We start from the raw sequence: 17,136 nt of genomic DNA on the forward strand, positions 1-17,136 counted from the left end.
TTTTATTATTTAGTACATTTGATTGTATATGAACGCACTTCTAAACAAATGGTATAAAAACCACGCTCTTGTTTATAAAATATTGTTGTTTTTGGTAACAACACTTTTTATTGTCTACCTCTTTCCAAAGACCGGGAAGTTTAGATATTCTTTTGAAAAAGGAAAGCCTTGGCAGTCTGAAAACCTTTATGCGCCTTTTAATTTTGCTATTAAAAAAGGATCCGATGAAATTAGTATTGAAGAAGAAGCAATTAAAAAAGTAAGTCCAGTTTTTTTTGAATTAGATCAAGATGTTAAGGAAAATGTTCAAAACAATTATAGCACAAGTTTTAATGAAAAATTTGCAGATTCTTTAATTGCGAATAATAATACCATAAAATTATATCAACGTGGAATCTCTCTGATAGACAGACTGTATGATGAGGGCGTGTTAGATTCTCAATATCCTTATAATAAAGAAAGACCTGTTGTTTTAGTTACGGATAACAAGATTCAAAGAAGCCTGTTGTTTAATGATTTGTTTGAAATTAGTTCATTGAGGCCAACAATAGAGATGCATTTTGGTTCGGAGGTTAGTGCGAATGTCAAAAATAAAATTATCTCACTTTTCTTTGATGTTATCAAACCAAACCTCAGTTTAAATGATAACTTAACAGAAAAAGCATTACAGGAAGAGTTACAAAAAATATCCCCAACTCGGGGAAGTATTGAAAAAGACCAATTAATAATATCTAAGGGGCAAGTTGTAGAAGATGAGCAGTTTGCAATTTTAAATTCTTTAAAATCAGAGTATGAATCCCAAGTGTGGAATACGGCAAATTACAATTGGGTATTGGTAGCGTATACACTTCTTGTTGCATTAGCTCTGTTGATGTTATTATTATTTCTGAGAAAGTACCGGATTGAGGTATTTTTAAACAATACAAAAGTTACGTTTATTTTCTTCAATATCGCTTTGATGGTTGTATTGACGACTCTGGTGATTAATTACAATTCCCAATATATTTATATAGTACCACTCTGTGTTTTGCCATTAGTATTAAAAGCCTTTTTTGATGCAAGACTTGGACTTTTTGCGCATGTGCTAACGGTTTTGTTACTTGGATTTATTGTACCGAATAGCTATGAATATATGTTCCTTCAAATAATAGCTGGTATTGTAACTATCTTAACCGTTTCAGAACTTTATAAACGAGCTAATTTGTTTATATCTGTTGGTCAAATCACTTTTATATACATTATTGCCTATTTTGCTTTCTTTGTAATTCATGAGGGTCAAGTTTCAAATATAAAGTGGGAAACCTTTGGTTTATTTATTCTATGTGGACTCGCAACATTGTTTGTGCAACCTCTAATATATATTTATGAGAAAATATTCGGTCTTGTTTCTGATGTTTCACTTTTAGAGTTATCTGATACAAACACTAAACTTTTAAAAGAACTATCAAATAGGGCTCCTGGTACATTTCATCACTCGCTAAATGTAGCGAACTTGGCTGAAGCATCCGCAAATGAAATAGGGGCTAATGCCATGTTAGTTAGGGTAGGTGCCTTATACCATGATATCGGTAAAATGTTAAATCCAACATATTTTACAGAAAATCAAAGTAATGGTGTTAATCCGCATGACGAATTGTCCAACTCAGAAAGTGCAAAAGTAATTATAGACCATGTTATAAATGGTGTAGAGATTGCAAAGAAAAACAATCTACCTGATAGAGTAATTGATTTTATAAGAACACATCACGGAACAAGTTTGGTATACTATTTCTATATGAAAGAAAAGTCTTTGAGTGAAGAGGAAATCGACAGTAAGGAGTTTTCTTATCCAGGGCCAAAACCTTTTAGTAAAGAAACAGCCATACTAATGATGTGTGATAGTGTAGAGGCGGCCTCTAAAAGTTTGAAGGAGCCAACAAGCACTAAAATAAACGACTTTGTAGAGAATATCGTTAATAAGCAGATGGAAACAGGACAGTTTTTAAATGCGAATATCACATTTAAGGAAATACAAGCCATTAAAAAAGTTCTAAAGCACAAACTGGCAAATATTTACCATTTAAGGATAGAATATCCTGAGTAGTAATTCAAAAAAAGTCGGGATGACTGGATTTTAATAATCCTATTTATCGCTAATGTTGCAAATTAAAGCTTAGCTTATATTTAAGTTAAAACATCAAAGCCTACTTTAGAAAGTAAACTTTCTGAGCAGGCTTCGCGCTTTAACTTGTCGGGATGACTGGATTTGAACCAGCGACCTCTCGGCCCCCAGCCGAGTGCGCTAACCGGACTACGCCACATCCCGATTAGTTTTGAAAAAAAAGATATCTCGAAGTTGAAATAGCTTTATGTGATCGCTACAGGAGTTAAACCTACTTCGCAATTTCTTTATTCATCCTACTTTGGAGCTTCCCTGGGTTTCTTGGTGAAGCGATGGTGAAATCATACTTCGTCAATTCGAAAATTAAAATTAAAATATTTCTAAATATAAATAAGTAAATTGTTAGTTGATTTAACATTTAAAAGCGTTGTATTTCAATTAGACATAAATTAAGTTAATAATTTTATGAATTTTAATAACAAAACTGTTCTTATCACCGGTGGCTCTAGAGGTATCGGAAAGGCCACTGCTTTGGCATTTGCCAAAGCTGGCGCTAAAGTGGGCATTAATTATAAAACAAATATGACTAAGGCTGAGGAAACCCTTCAGTCATTGGATGGCAGTGGCCATCAGTTATTTCAATATGATATTGCAAATAAAGACCAGCAGCAAGAACTAATAAAAGACTTTTTAAAAACCTATGGCCATATAGATATTCTTGTGAATAATGCAGGAATTTCAATTCCTCATGACATTGATGAGGTCGGGTTTGAGGAATGGACGATTGCTTGGGAACAAACCATGAATACGAATGTATTCGCGGCCGCAAACCTTAGTTTTCTGGCAGCAAAAGCAATGATGCAGAGTGGTGGAGGACATATAGTCAATATTTCTTCACGTGGGGCATTTAGAGGTGAGCCCACTAAACCTGCCTATGGGGCGAGCAAAGCAGCCTTAAATGCCTTGAGCCAGTCTTTGGCCAAGCGCCTAGCGCCACATGGTATATATGTAGGAGCCATTGCTCCCGGATTTACGGAAACAGATATGGGTGCCAAAACGCTTACTGCAACTGAGCGTGAAAATTTACTTCGTGAATCTCCCTTTAAACGCATGGCACAGCCAGCCGAAGTGGCCCACGCCGTCCTCTTTTTAGCCTCTGACGCCGCAAGCTATTCTTCTGGCGCTATCATTGATGTTAATGGAGCGAGTTATTTGAGAAGCTGATGTAAATTGTCCAGTTGTTTTATTAGCATAGATTTTACTTGTTAATAATTGGTTGACTAGGGGTAGGTATAGTTTCATAATAGCAGACAAAATAGGTTTACTGCGTTTGTGCCTTAATTAGAGATCATCGGTATTCTTATCTGTGATGGATACTCTGAAGAATGATGTATCTTATTATGAGCGATTACACCTTCTTTTTCATCATAGTTATTGCCTCCAGTATTCAAATTACGGGCAAAGCGTGGAAAATTACTGCTGGATACTTCTATACGAATACGATGTCCTTTTTTAAAATAATTACTGGTTGCCATAGGTGTTAAGTCTACTTTGTAAACATTATCTTTCCTCATAAATACTTCTTTGTCATAGCCTTCACGATATCTCACACGTTGTATGGTCTCATCCAAATTATAAGCTTTTCCGTCTGGATGTACATCAATAAGTTTAATAGTAAAGTCAGTATCCTTAACGTCTGAGGAAACATATAAAGTAGATTCAATAAAACCTGAAACTTCGACACCTTCTTGAAGAACATCGGAGGTATATACCAAAATGTCATGTCTTGTTTCCATTTGGCGTTGATCAAATGCACCCGCTTTTATAGCATTTCCCGTACAACATACATTACCTCCATAAGATGGTACCGGATTCATGGGATCATAGGTAAAGCTATCAGGATTATCAGATTTTGCTTTGGTTGTTGATAACACACCATCACCAAAAATGCTATTGGCTTCGCCATTACTGTTTAAATAGTAGGTCGCTAATTTCGCATTTTCTGGTGGCCAATTTTCTGCGGCTTGCCATTTGTTAATTCCCATAGTATAATATTGAACTCTCGGTGTTTTTTCCTTAAAATCGTTTTGTTCGCCTTTTAACCACATATCAAACCAAGCATAAATTTGCTCATCATAGTTAAGTCTAGCATCACCAACGCTACGCTCACCAACAATAGTGTTTTCAGTTGCTCGGGTATAACCACAATGTAAGGTTGGTGCAATTACCAGATATTGATTGTCTCTGATGGTAGCATCTTTAGAATTATTTCTCACATGATTAAATAGAGCTAGATTAGGTGTTATTGACACATCGTACCAAGATGCAAACCAAAAACTTGGAACACCGATTTCCATATTGTCATGATATATTCCTCCATTAAACCAATCTTCGTCATTTGGTTTACGGCGTATCATTTTATCAAAAATTTCATGTTTGCCATTTATATTTTTAAGTATGTCCTGAATAGGTAAATGCTTCAGTGCTTCAGCCATATCTACAGGAGGATTTTCAGGAGCCAAATCATAGAACCTAGAAATTCTAATTAAATCTTCTTGACTCGCACCAGCAGGGATTCGAGGCTTAAATTTATCGTGCTCCACGCCATATAGCCAGGCAAAGAATAGCATCTGCTCAGCACCGCCGCGATACCAATTACCTTGCTCATTAATATTACCAACTCTACCAACACCTGCTCCAAAACCTTGAGGAACCATTGCCGCATGAGAAGGATGATCTAAGGCGGCGACGGCCATTTGCCACTCTGCAGTAGAAGAACAGCCTAGAGTCCCAATTTTGCCATTAGACCAAGACTGATTTTTCATCCAAGTAAATGCATCATACCCGTCAGTTAATGGTACACCTAAAATATCCCATTCACCCTCTGAAAAATAACGCCCACGTTCATTTTGTACCACATAGGCATAGCCTCGTTTTACAGCCTTTAATGCCCTTTGTGCTGTTCTCGTTCTTTGTTTTCCGTCACCCCAAGAATTAAAATTATAAGGTGTTCTTGAAAAGATAATTGGTACTTTCTTATCTGTTTTAGGACGGTAAATGTCTGTTGCCAAGCGAATACCATCTCGCATTGGCATCATTACCTTTTGGTCTATAATGGCTATTTCTTCAAGTTCTTTAAGGATGTTTTCTTGTCCATGCAGGGTAAAATCACTTAGAAAAAAATAAGCGATTACCAACGAAATCAAAAGGGTGTTTTTTTTCATTTTATTAAAATATTATGAATAAATACTGAATCGACCATATACATTTTTTGACGAATTTTTCTGAAGAATTCTATCATTGGATGGTTATTTCTTGTAAGTTAGGATAATTATTTCAATCCGATTAAGTTAGAAGCACTATCGTTCGTATAACCGTTAGTTACGGGATTAAAGTTACTGTTTTTAGGTATATCACAGGCGTTAACAATTCAGAGTGGGTTCGGATGTAATTGAATGTGCTGGACCAGGGTGTAGCCACTGACAAACGCCTTAAAAACTGAACATTAGTGAGTAAATTGCGGTTATACATTATTGTGCTCTCGTTATAATAGAGTGGTCAATTTTTATGATTCTGACATTTTCCTTCAAGTAAGCCTATGAGTTCTTCAGCTTGATTTTGAATGTCATTTAAAACTTCTTTTTCTCTCGCACATAATATAATTGACATGTTCGCAAGGTCAAGGGCACCTTGATAAATAGGGTCATTTGGATTCTTTTGCCAATCACTAGATTTCAATAACTTTTGTAGTTCATTGCTATAAATTTCACTATACTCAGGAACTTCATGGATACCAAAAGCGGTAAACCCTTTGATTTCAAAAACTAGATCAAAAAGCTGATTCTTGTTTGTCTTCATAATATCCAATGCTTGGTCTTGTTGGACATAGTAATCGAGAATAGCATTTTTATGATTTTCGTTACCAATAATTTCTAATTTTCCGGATGAGGTAATGTCTTCAATAGCTGCTCTGGTAGGGACAAAGGATCTTGAGCGTAAAACTCCAAGCCAATCTTGAATCAATAGATCTTTTTTATGATGTTTTTTGAGCAAGTTTATTAAAAACCTTTGTGCTGCCTCAAGTCTAACATCTAAGGAATTTTGAGATAACCTTATGTTTGATAAATCTGAGTTAAGATTATCAACTAATTGACAATAGTAATTGATTTCTTGTTTTCTGAGCTTTCTATCTTCGTTCCAGTTATTGATCTGCAGCGCGATCAAAATGCCAATAACCACCAGGACAATTTCCCCGATGGCATATTTAAAGTATTTGGCTGTTTTCCCTTTTTCCATAAGGTTGAATCTAATTTTTCTAAAGAATTTTAGCATTGGGTAAAGGTTGGTCTAATAATGAAGCACGACGTTTCGGCTATGATTTCGGCGTGGATAAATCCGCAGGATTTGTCCAAAGTGAAATCAGCCAGAACTAATTTGGTATTTTGTTTTAAAGTTAGGAAGTAGCGTTTAATTGTAGCCATTGTTGTGCTTTCGTTATTTTCAATGTTTTTAATTTAATCACTCCAAATAGAACTTTGAATTTAAAAGTGTTGTCGTTTTGTTTAGATTACCTTCAGTTTTATTAAGATATGCTAGTCTGACCTCAACCAACTTCCCTAGTTGGATGAGTATATTTTTAAATTCGATATTTTCAGTTAAAGAATAATAATCTATTGGCGCAAAAAGATCAGTAGCGACTTCATCGAATTCATTAAATTTTATATTTAGGTCATTTTCTGATTTAACAAATAGTTTGTTTATGAAATTTCTTTGAATAATGTCGATGCCATTTTTCATTTCGTTTTGTCTTGTTATGATATCTGGAAAATCATTTTCATAAAGAGAAAGTACACTCTTTAGAATAGCTTCATCCGAAATAAGAGATGCTTTACCATTTTGCATCAAATTATAACCAGAACTAGCATAATTGAAATCACTTTTTCTTAAGGCTTGAGATAGAAAAACTGGTACCATTATATCATAATGCTTTTTATTCAATCTTGCTGAAAGGCTATCTATACCTACTTTGTTAATATTAAGTCGTTCGTTTAATTCAACTACTTCATTTAAGTTACTGTTGATGTCTATTTGTAACTGCTTAAGAAGAAGCAACTCTTGCTTGTTGGCTTTGCGTTGCTCATTCCAGTTATTAATCTGTAAAGCGATAAGAATACCAATAACTACGAGAATAATCTCTCCAATAGCATATTTCAAATACTTTCCAGTTTTGTTTTCCATTAGTAAGTTTTGGCGGATTTTTCGAAAGAATTTTATCATTGGTTAATGGTTGGTCATAATAAAGGCTAACGGTGTTGTGTATGTTTAGACGCGTGGTTAAGCAACTAATTTAGTGAACTATCACGAGCCAATGAAAATTCCGAAGGAATTTTCCAAATAAGTAACGACAAAGCAATCAACCATAAGTCGTATTGTGGTAGTCTGTTATTTGCTATTTTTAAATTTATTTTTCAGTTTTTTCTCAACTTTTATAAAAAGTAAAACTACCGTTAAAATCATTAGTCCTAATCCCAAGGCTGTAGAGGTATTTTCATTTGGTTGGAATAGCAATCCCATTAATCCAGATATAGATAGTAAAAATCCAGATTTTATCATTTGTTTAGAGGAATAAATTTGAGCAAAATCCCATCTTTCCTGGCTTTTCATTGAATTTATTGTTCTGTAGCCATAAATCCCATTAATTTTTTTAGGTGGGAATTTGTACATAATAACACCGACAACACAAAAAATTAGTCCGCTACTTAACGGAATAAGAAATAAGGGATTTTCAATATTCATTGTATTTTGAATTTATCTGAATTTCAGAAAGTACATTTTTCCATACTTGATTACATTCCGATTCTGAGTATTATCAAAAAGACCGTAATTATAATCATTTGCCAATATTTATTTGGATTCGTAATGTTTTTTTAATGTACCACAACGGTCTCGGCTACGAACAGTGTGGGATTTCAAGTCACTTGGCTATCAAAACACCACGTTGTTTGTTATATGCTTTCTTGTTCAAATTTACTAAATTGCCCGCATTACATATATTTATTGTTGGCTGTAGTTTTTATTCTTTAACAATGATATATTTTCTCAAATCTGAACTGAGAATATCGTATAGTTCCTCTTTATTTTTTTTGTCAGTTTCTACAAAAACAAAACCAAATAGAGGATATTTATTAATATCTAAGGCTCTTATCAAAATAGGGGTTTCAAAATCATTAGCAAGTGCTTTATAATCAAACTTAGCAATATTAGCAGGCTTAATCCCTGAATTATTATCTAAAACGATAATGCTAAATATTTTGTTTTCTTTACCTTGATATAAGTCATCCCAATTTGGACAAGTGTTTTCAAAATAGTATTTATAGGAATTAAGTCCTATTGTAATTCCCGATAAATCGCCTGTTGTACACCAACCTCCAAAACGAAGCGGGTTGATTTCAATAGGAGTTATTTTGCCATTTTTATCTATTCTTACTTCTGCATGAGCTGGAAAGTTCTTTAAATTAAGCGCGCCACCTATTGTACTTAAAAACTGCTCCAATTCAGCTCTATGTTGATTGATAATTGCTTTAGAAGTAGAATAAACTCTATCACTTGTATCTGTTCCCGTAGAAAAGACGTGGTGTAAAATATTTAATATAACCACTTCACCTTTATCATTATGATAATAATCTATTGCGTATTCTTCACCTTGAATAAAATCCTCAATAATAAAGTGGGAAGTATCGAGCACATTTTTGGGGAAGATACTTTTAATATTTTGTGGCGTTATTTTCTCTTTTGCCTTAATCCAGTCGTTTTCATTTTTAATAATATAGACACCGACACTTAAAAACCCAATGGATGGTTTTATGACAAACGGAAATGACAATTCTTCGGTAGTAATATTCTGAATGTTTTCTAACTTAATTTTTTGGAATTTAAATTCAGGAAAGATGGCTTTAATCTGCTCTCTGAATTTCGCCTTGTCTTTAAGGGTATTAATTTGTTTTGATAATTCACTTTCCTCAAAGTGATTATCTATCCAACTGAGAACATTTTCTGAATTGGAATATATCCGCTGAGAAGGGTTGCTTTTTATAGTTTCTATAGCCTCTTCTTCGCTAATCCAATTTAAAGAAGCTTCAGCTACTAATTCTTTAGCCTCTTTAGTTGCAACAACGTGAAAGTTATTTTCTTTTATCGTATCAATAAGAAAATCTGAAATATATGGCTTGTCAATTAGGTACATTTTAATCTATATATTTTTTTATCTAAATTACCGCAACGGTTGGTATAAGAAAAGTAGGGCAGGTGCTAAGCAATGTTCTTTCGGTTTGGCGACTTCGCAAATACCCCCAAGTCAATGGATTCAGAACCTTTCACGTTATTTTTTTTTGCATTGTTGGGGTTAGTGTTTTTTGCCCGAATGGTGGATTTAGTAACCGTATCATAGATTATTATTCCCTCGCTTTGGCTATTTAGCTGACCAATTAATATTCCATTTTCGTCCCAAACCGATGTCTGTCCCGCTCCTTGAAAATTATCGCAAAATCCGATACAGTTAGCCATTAAAACAGGCATTGAGTATTTGACCGCTATTTTTGGAAAATGTGTATACGCTTTTTCAATTCCACTTTGCGATTTGGCTACACTCGCCAAATATAAATCTGCTCCCATTTCATTTACCTTTTCCCCATGTTCGGGTTGCAATGATTCATAACAAATCGCTGGGGCAATTTTCTTGTCCTTTATTTTAAAAATAATCTGCTCTGTCCCTTCGATGAAATATGGTTTCTCGTCCAAATGCAGTTTTTGTTTTGAATAAGTTTCTCTCGGTTGGTTCGGTTGAAAAAGGACCATACTTATTAAAATCCCAAATTCCGATTTCGTAGGCAATCCAACTCCAATTACAATTTCGTTTGTATTGCTAAATTCTTGAAACACGTCCATTCTCAAATCATTTTGGTCGGTCGCCAATTCCTCAGCAAGTTCTGGTTCATATCCTGTTAGTGATAATTCGGGAAAAACAATTATGTCTGCTTTTGCTGAAACTGCATGCTCAATCCATCTCAAATGGTTTTCGATATTGGTTTTTATATTCCCTTTTTCTGATTTTGTTTGTGCAACGCAAATTCTCATTGTATTCGATTTTGCAAAATTAACGCCAACGGTTTGGATATGATTTCGGCGTGGATAAATCTGCAGGATTTGTCCAAAGTGAAATCAGCCAGAACTAAGTTGGTATTTTGTTTTAAAGTTAGGAAGTAGCGTTTAATTGTAGCCAATTTTGTAGCCAGTTTATTAAATCTCTATATATTCTGATTTTCCACCAGATAAATCTCCATTCAACCAATTCCAGTCAAATTCTAGTTTCAGTTTTCCATTTTGTGTTTCTGAAATCTTACCTTTTGATTCTCCAGCTTTCAATTCCCCTTCGATTGTTAGACATTGATACAAAAGTTCAATTTTTGAATCTTGTGTTTGTTTTCCAATTATAAGCCCCTCAATTATTGAACCTCCTTTATATTTTCCAGTAATCGTAGTTCCGCTCTGGGAATAGTGAAAAATCGTTTCATCTGATGATAATCCACTTTTATTTTCAGTAGTCATAAATTTTTTGTCATTTAGATTCATTAGAGTCCTTGTTTTTAATGTCTTGTCCTGAAATATGGCTAACGCAGGGCTATGTAAAGTCCTACAATTGGATTTATTTAGTTGCATACCGAAGGTACATATAAAAAATAAATACAAGAAAGATGACTGGTTTACATATAAGTATTGATATGTACATCGGTCTTGGGTGCGAGTAGTTGCGTGGTTTAGCACTTAACTTTGCAAGTACACACCAAACTGAAAATCCGCAAGGATTTTAAGAAGTAGGAGAGAACAAGCAATTACTTATAGCCATTGTTGTAAGTTGCTTTAAAATTAATAATATTCAATTGTTCGTTCAATTAAATATTTTGGTTTGTTTTTTTTGTCAAAATGGATACATTTTATCCAATCTCCATTATCGTTATAATTATATTCGAGCCTGATATTTCTAATAATTTTATTCTTTTTGCTATAGGTGTAGCTTTTTATATCTCCCTTCGAATCGTATACATAGGTGGTTTTTCGGTTTAGAGAAATCCAATTGTTAGTATATTCCGTTAATTCACCTTCATTGTTTTTTATGATTCGCTCTTTTCGAGTTAATTTGCCTTCATCAAAGTATTCTATATCATGGATCAACCCATCATTTGAATATCTATGTTGTTCTGTGTTTGTCGATGTATAATTTTTCCCGAGGGAATTAATGCTATAGTTGATATTTGCTACCTTACTAATCCTATTTTCTTTATTGTATTGATATTTAATTGAATGTATTGTAGAGTCTGGTTTGTAAGGAAATGGATTTATAGTGGTTGTTAAATATTTTTCTTCGATTAATTTATTTTTCTGATTGTACAATCTGTAATAATTATTCAATTCTGGTTTTATATTTTTAATTTGGCTTCGTCCGGAAGAATCATTTTCTAATAAATAATAATTGTGGTAAAACTTGTCGATTAGAGATTCATTAGAATAATAATTTCCATCTAACACATAGTTTAAATTTGATCCGGTAGCTTTCATTTTTTCGGTTGTGATATTACCTTGGATATCATAGGAGTAATTAATGGTAATACTATCCTTTGATTTTGTGGGATTGGGATATAGAACCTTTTTAATTATTTGCTTTATAGAATTGTAGAACGTCGTATCTTTTTGGTTAGAGTTTTCTTTCTTTATTAAGCACCCATTTTCATTATAGTAAAGTGTTGTTAAAGGGTATTGTATTGGATAATAATTATAAGCCATTGTGAGCTTACTTTTAATTAAATTATCTTTCTTTGTTTTTACCTTGAAGACTTTATAAGACAAACTTTTTATAGAATCGGATTTACTCACTTTAATGTTGAGTTGAGCTCGAGACTGCAGGCCTATAAACAAAAGTGAAATAACCAATAATAATTTAGAGATTTTCATTTCCATACTACTAAATTTAAAAAGCTCATTTAGTAAAAAGGCTTGAAAATCCGAGTTGGAATTTCAGCCCTAATGAACTATAGCCATTGTAGGCATTATTATTTTATTTATCAATATTGTCTATATCATTCATTAATCTTTGTGTACCTAATGCGGATTTAGCTTTTTGATACATTAATGAATTATTATCATTACCTAAGATTAGGTCGGTAGCTAAAAGTCCATAAGCCAATGAACCTTTTGCACCAACTCCAGACATTCCACCAATAAGCACAAAACTAGAATCAACTTCTTTGCTAGGATTTATTGCCTGACTGACATAGGGTATTTCAGATTCAGTTAGCGAATAAACACAAGAATAACCTCTATCATATTCCAAATCAGATAATTCTATAGATAAATCCAGTTTGTTTAAGTAATCTGATGTATTTTTTTTACTCCATAATATTTCTTGCGCAGTTAATTCCTTTTCCCAAACTTTATCTAAATCTTCAATTTCTGTCCGTAAAAAATGTCCGCCAACTTTAAATATGGGTCTTTGTTTTTTATCATATTTTTCAATCATGGAATAGAATATCTCCGAATTTAGATATGCAACTGGATAGGAGGAAACAAGCCTGTCTTTCTGGTCACTTGTCAACATATCGTACTTATCTGATTTAATTTTTAAAAATGAAAGAAATAAACGCTTTGGACTTATCAAGTCGCTAAAATAAGGTGCTACGTCTTTTACTAAAGTACCATTATAAGGTCCGGCAGCGGCTACTACCTTTTTACTCAATATTGTATTGATTGTCCCAGTTTTAGTATCTGTAATTTTGATTTCGTAAACTCCATCCTCTTTTTTTAAACTGGTAACTTGTTGATTGTAGTTTACTCGATTTCCGGATTTTCTAATTCCCTGATGTAATTTTTGAATTAAAATTTTAGGATTAAGTGTTCCTGAGTATTGTTTAAATTCTCTGATAACTATAGTAGTATCTGGAATTTTCATTCCAAATTTTTCTTCTGCTTTTTCTTTGTTCGAGGCATATTCGTATTTGTCTTTTTGACCATCTAACAATGTTTCGACTTCATTTAATTGAGATGTAGAATACATGTAGGTTACTGGTGTAGTTGTATAGATATCTTCCATACTATGAAGGGTTCTTGTTTCTCCTTCATTTAAATAATCAATTAAGTTATTCGTTTCTTTAACAGATGTTTGTTGCAAGTATGAAAAAATATCATTTTTTGGTCCTAGACTTCTAGAAATTCTCGCTTCACCTAGACTAGAACCAAAGGTGTATATTGAGTCTTGTTGCTCAAGAAGTAAAACATTTTGTCCATATTTAGAAAGCTCCCAGGCGGTAGAACTTCCCATAAGTCCTCCACCGATTACGACAATATCCTCTATCTTTTTAGATTTTTGACAGGATAATAAATTCAATACAATAACTGATATTAAGATTAGGTTTTTCATTTTCTTCTAATAATGCCAACGTTAATGTGTGTGATTTGTGCGGGATGATCCAAAGGATTGTTCACTTAATTTACTTGTCTTTAAAGTTAGGAAAATTAAAATATGCTACGAATGGAGCATAAATTATACCTGCTGTTGTGCTTTCGTTATTTTCCGTTTAATTCAGAATTAATGAGTTTTACTAGCTCCTCGCCAATTATTTTCAATTCTTTTAATTCCTTGTTTCTGGTATTTTCTATCTCACTTAAGAATAGCAGATCCATAGTTAGGGCCTCTGAGGCAATAAATTTTTCGTTTTTGACTTTACTCGGTGCAATCTTTAGCCCGGTAAACAATTCTATATATTCCCTGGTAACAATGATCTTCAGAAATTTATCTTGAACAGAAGTTCTGGTTAGTTCTTTAGAGCGCTCGCTGTTTTCATTCTGTTCTGCAGAACGATCGTAATAATTATTCAATTCAATTCTAATGCGGTTGGGAATCAGACTCAGTTCTCCAGAACTGATCAGTGCATTGAGCCCAGTTATATTAGTTTTAAAAGGTATAAAAGAGGCTATTTTTCCCTTTGAAGCGATAAAGAAAATTGAATCGCGATAACGCATATCGCCTTCCATGCGGTAATAGAAATCTATGGTCTTAATAAGTTGCTGAATCTTGGTATTGTTGTGTGAGACAATGGAATCGATTAATTCTGCATCTACGGCCAGGTTGTTTTTGATCTCATTTATATAACCGCTTACCTTTTTATTGTTTTGTCTTTCATTGTTCAAGTTGTTTACCTGTAGCGCAATTAAAATACCTAGAACAACAAGCACAATTTCTCCTATTGCATAAATCAGATACTTATTGAACTTATTTTCAGAGAGTAGTTTCTGGCGAATTTTTCTAAAAAATTTTATCATTGATTTTCAATAGTGCCTATTAGTTTTTGGATGTCTTTTTTTGTTTCTATAAGGAGATTATTCTGAAAATCGATAACCGTATCCATAATCCATAATAAGGATAGCAGTTGTTGGTCCTTAGATAATTCTACATTTCTATTTGAAGGAATGTCTAAAGTTATTTTGTACATGTTTTCGAAGTGCTCTTTAGTAGATATCACTGGAGCGGTATAGTCAACAAAATCGCGTGTAACCAGGCGCATACGTTCTTGGATTCCGCCCTTAAAATCGAAATTGTAAAATTTAAGCAGAAGCTTCCTTAATTCATTATCACTTATTAATGTAATATTCTCAGCAGAAATAAGATTTTTAAAACCTAAGTCGTTTGGAAAAAAGTGTTCATACACACCAAGCTTAAAAACTTTATTTCTTACGATCATTACATCATTTTCTGAGGTGGAATTAGAGAAATTCTCCAAAACATTTAAAATAGCTTCTTTTTTAGTTTTGTTAAAAATTAAAGTAGAATCTATTGCAATAAGGTCTGTCTTTAAGTTTTCTTTTATTTCAATTAAGTACGTTTTTTCTTTTTTGGCATCTATTGTTTTAATGTTCCAATTGTTAATTTGTAAGGCAATCAAAATCCCAATAACTACAAGTATTATTTCGCCTATGGCATATTTTAAATATTTTCCAGTTTTGTTTTCACTCATAACATTATAACGGATTTTACGAAAGAATTTTAACATGGGTCAGCGGTTGGTTATTATGAAGCACAACATGTTCGTACATGGTTTGTGGTGTTTGAGAACCAAGTTAGCAAAAAGGTAGGAATGTGACATTGGGTTTCGATAGAAATCAGCGAACCATCTTTAAAAACCTTGAATTATTCACATTGTTGTGAGCAGTTATTTATTCCGTCTTAAATTGAGGACTTCCAATTTCTCCAAAGCAATTAGCATTTGGTTTTTCTTTTGGTTTGTTGAAAAACTTGTTTGCTAGTTCCATTGCACATTGATTTCCCCAATTGGTGGTTGGTGTATGTTTCCAGCCTTTAAAAATGAGATGATAACTGTTTGTAAAATTAACAGTCATTGATTTTGCCCACTTCGCAGGTGTTTCGTTATCGTATTCTCCACTAATAAATAAAACAGGAATATCGCTTTTTACTGCTTTATTTTCATTTTCCGACACTTTTTTTACACCCCAAATTTCGCATACTTCATTATCAAAAACTGCAGGTGACAATCCTTTCACTTCGGGATATTTTTTTGTTTCGTTTTCTATTTTGGTTATCGAATTGAACGGATTTTCTTCTGAACACCATACTGAAAGACGCATTCCAATTCCAGCTCCAATGCTTGGTTCTTGGAAAAGATATGAAAGTTGTTCTTTAACTGAGGTCAAGTCGCCATTTAGTATTTTGTTTATCTCAAAAGGTATATTTGGGACACTTCCAGTAGATGCAGATGTAAAAACAGCTATCAAATCTTCACCTTTTAAATAAAAGGCTTCTTCGTTTCCAGTTTTCGGATTTTCCACTTCAACCATTAGCGGATTTTCTGTTTTTTCTTTCAAATATTCAAAAAACCGATTTTTTAAATTGGGATAAGTAGAATTACACTTTTCATCGTTTTCACAATCTGAAAGTAACTTTGTAATTGATTCTAAAAGATTCTGTACGCTTTCTTCATCATAGTTGACTTCCAAAGGTAGTGCAGAATCCATAACCACACTTCTTATTTTATCAGGATAATCTCGCATTAGTACTTGTGCGATTTTTGTGCTGTACGATATGGTTAGTAGATTATATTGCTTAATTCCTAAAACATTAACTAAGTCATTAATGTCTGAAGCTATTTCGTTAGTATTGTAACCGTTTAGGTCAATTCCTTTATGTTCAAGTCGTTCTTTACAAGATTTTGCCGATTGTTCGAATAGTTCATCATAATTGGCTAAATCAAAATATGGCTGATTGGATTCATAGATTGCTTTTGACCATTCCGGACAATCTAAATGTGGTTTTGCATAATAGTTTCCACGTTGCTCTACTAATATGAAATCCCTATCATCAAGGTATTTGTAATAGTTCATGTACTGTGCCGTTGGCATAGTTGTAGAACCAGGACCACCAACTGTGTAAATAATTGGGTCTTTCTCTGGGTTTTCGCTACGACTTTTAAATATGTAAACTGGAATTTCAATAGTTCTGCTTTTTGGGTCTTGTCTATTTTCTTGAACTTCAAGATAACCAAAGGTGTATTTCTGACCTTTTTTTATTTTATGAGTCGTCTTTTTCGATTCTTTAAATTTGGGTTGGAAGTCAGATTTAGATTGTCCAAATGTATTGGTGTAAATGAGCAGGCAAAATATAAAAATAAGGCGTTTTATTGTCATTCTCGATGTTGGTTTTAATTACTCACAACTCAAGGGTTAAACGTAGTTCTGATTTGAGAATGAAAAGATAATAAATTCCTAATCAATAATTTGAGAAGGTAACTTTCTTATAAACTCAGATTATTGATCGTCAATTAGCTTCGCGTAGCGAAGTGTTAATTGTGGAATTTATTAGATTGGGAATTCGAGGAGCAGAGCCAAATGCGAAGCATTCATGAATACCTATTTATCACATTAGAAGTTTCATGAACTAAATTACTTTTAACCGACGATGTCGCACGTTTTGGCTC

Annotated in this window: 14 protein-coding genes and 1 tRNA gene; 2 read left to right on the top strand and 13 right to left on the bottom strand. The window is 33.3% G+C overall.

Annotated features, from left to right (window positions below; all coding sequences use genetic code 11):
- Positions 1–28 precede the first annotated feature (28 nt).
- Positions 29–2,083, top strand: coding sequence for an HD family phosphohydrolase (locus LBU54_RS11590; RefSeq protein ID WP_224529716.1), 2,055 nt, complete (start codon positions 29–31; stop codon positions 2,081–2,083).
- Between the two features lie 147 nt (positions 2,084–2,230).
- Here the strand turns inward: LBU54_RS11590 and LBU54_RS11595 are convergent.
- Positions 2,231–2,305, bottom strand: a tRNA-Pro gene (locus LBU54_RS11595).
- Between the two features lie 261 nt (positions 2,306–2,566).
- Here LBU54_RS11595 and LBU54_RS11600 point away from each other — a divergent pair.
- Positions 2,567–3,325 carry an SDR family NAD(P)-dependent oxidoreductase gene (locus LBU54_RS11600; RefSeq protein ID WP_224529722.1) on the top strand — a complete coding sequence of 253 codons (759 nt, stop codon included), beginning with the start codon at positions 2,567–2,569 and terminating at the stop codon, positions 3,323–3,325.
- Positions 3,326–3,438: 113 nt separating this feature from the next.
- On the opposite strand, the gene LBU54_RS11605 is transcribed toward LBU54_RS11600, so the two are convergent.
- The 12 genes from LBU54_RS11605 to LBU54_RS11660 all read right to left on the bottom strand — a co-directional run bounded on the left by LBU54_RS11605 (position 3,439) and on the right by LBU54_RS11660 (position 16,846).
- Positions 3,439–5,325, bottom strand: coding sequence for a CocE/NonD family hydrolase (locus LBU54_RS11605; RefSeq protein ID WP_224529735.1), 1,887 nt, complete (start codon positions 5,323–5,325; stop codon positions 3,439–3,441).
- 334 nt (positions 5,326–5,659) lie between these two features.
- The gene (locus tag LBU54_RS11610; RefSeq protein WP_224529736.1) at positions 5,660–6,397 is read right to left on the bottom strand and encodes a DUF6090 family protein; all 738 of its coding nucleotides are present in this window, start codon (positions 6,395–6,397) and stop codon (positions 5,660–5,662) included.
- A 222-nt stretch (positions 6,398–6,619) separates the two neighbouring features.
- A complete protein-coding gene (locus LBU54_RS11615; protein WP_224529737.1) occupies positions 6,620–7,339 on the bottom strand; it encodes a DUF6090 family protein in 720 nt (239 codons plus the stop codon).
- Between the two features lie 204 nt (positions 7,340–7,543).
- On the bottom strand, positions 7,544–7,897 hold the full coding sequence (locus tag LBU54_RS11620) for an SdpI family protein (protein ID WP_224529738.1): 354 nt from the start codon (positions 7,895–7,897) through the stop codon (positions 7,544–7,546).
- Positions 7,898–8,174: 277 nt separating this feature from the next.
- Positions 8,175–9,344 (bottom strand): ATP-grasp domain-containing protein, encoded by a 1,170-nt coding sequence (locus LBU54_RS11625; RefSeq protein ID WP_224529739.1) that lies wholly within the window; start codon positions 9,342–9,344, stop codon positions 8,175–8,177.
- Positions 9,345–9,409: 65 nt separating this feature from the next.
- On the bottom strand, positions 9,410–10,234 hold the full coding sequence (locus LBU54_RS11630) for a carbon-nitrogen hydrolase family protein (protein ID WP_224529740.1): 825 nt from the start codon (positions 10,232–10,234) through the stop codon (positions 9,410–9,412).
- A 162-nt stretch (positions 10,235–10,396) separates the two neighbouring features.
- Entirely contained in the window at positions 10,397–10,729 is a 333-nt protein-coding gene (locus LBU54_RS11635; protein WP_224529741.1) for a lipocalin family protein, read from the bottom strand.
- A gap of 294 nt (positions 10,730–11,023) precedes the next feature.
- Positions 11,024–12,112, bottom strand: coding sequence for a hypothetical protein (locus LBU54_RS11640; protein ID WP_224529752.1), 1,089 nt, complete (start codon positions 12,110–12,112; stop codon positions 11,024–11,026).
- A 97-nt stretch (positions 12,113–12,209) separates the two neighbouring features.
- Positions 12,210–13,568 (bottom strand): FAD-dependent oxidoreductase, encoded by a 1,359-nt coding sequence (locus LBU54_RS11645; RefSeq protein ID WP_224529755.1) that lies wholly within the window; start codon positions 13,566–13,568, stop codon positions 12,210–12,212.
- 146 nt (positions 13,569–13,714) lie between these two features.
- Positions 13,715–14,470 carry a DUF6090 family protein gene (locus LBU54_RS11650; protein WP_224529758.1) on the bottom strand — a complete coding sequence of 252 codons (756 nt, stop codon included), beginning with the start codon at positions 14,468–14,470 and terminating at the stop codon, positions 13,715–13,717.
- Positions 14,467–15,162, bottom strand: coding sequence for a DUF6090 family protein (locus tag LBU54_RS11655; protein WP_224529761.1), 696 nt, complete (start codon positions 15,160–15,162; stop codon positions 14,467–14,469). Before LBU54_RS11655 ends, LBU54_RS11650 begins: the two co-directional genes overlap by 4 nt.
- A 199-nt stretch (positions 15,163–15,361) precedes the next feature.
- Positions 15,362–16,846, bottom strand: a complete 1,485-nt coding sequence (locus LBU54_RS11660) for an alpha/beta fold hydrolase (RefSeq protein ID WP_224529764.1) — start codon at positions 16,844–16,846, stop codon at positions 15,362–15,364.
- Positions 16,847–17,136 lie beyond the last annotated feature (290 nt).

The organism is Winogradskyella alexanderae (assembly GCF_020166335.1).
Taxonomy (GTDB): domain Bacteria; phylum Bacteroidota; class Bacteroidia; order Flavobacteriales; family Flavobacteriaceae; genus Winogradskyella; species Winogradskyella alexanderae.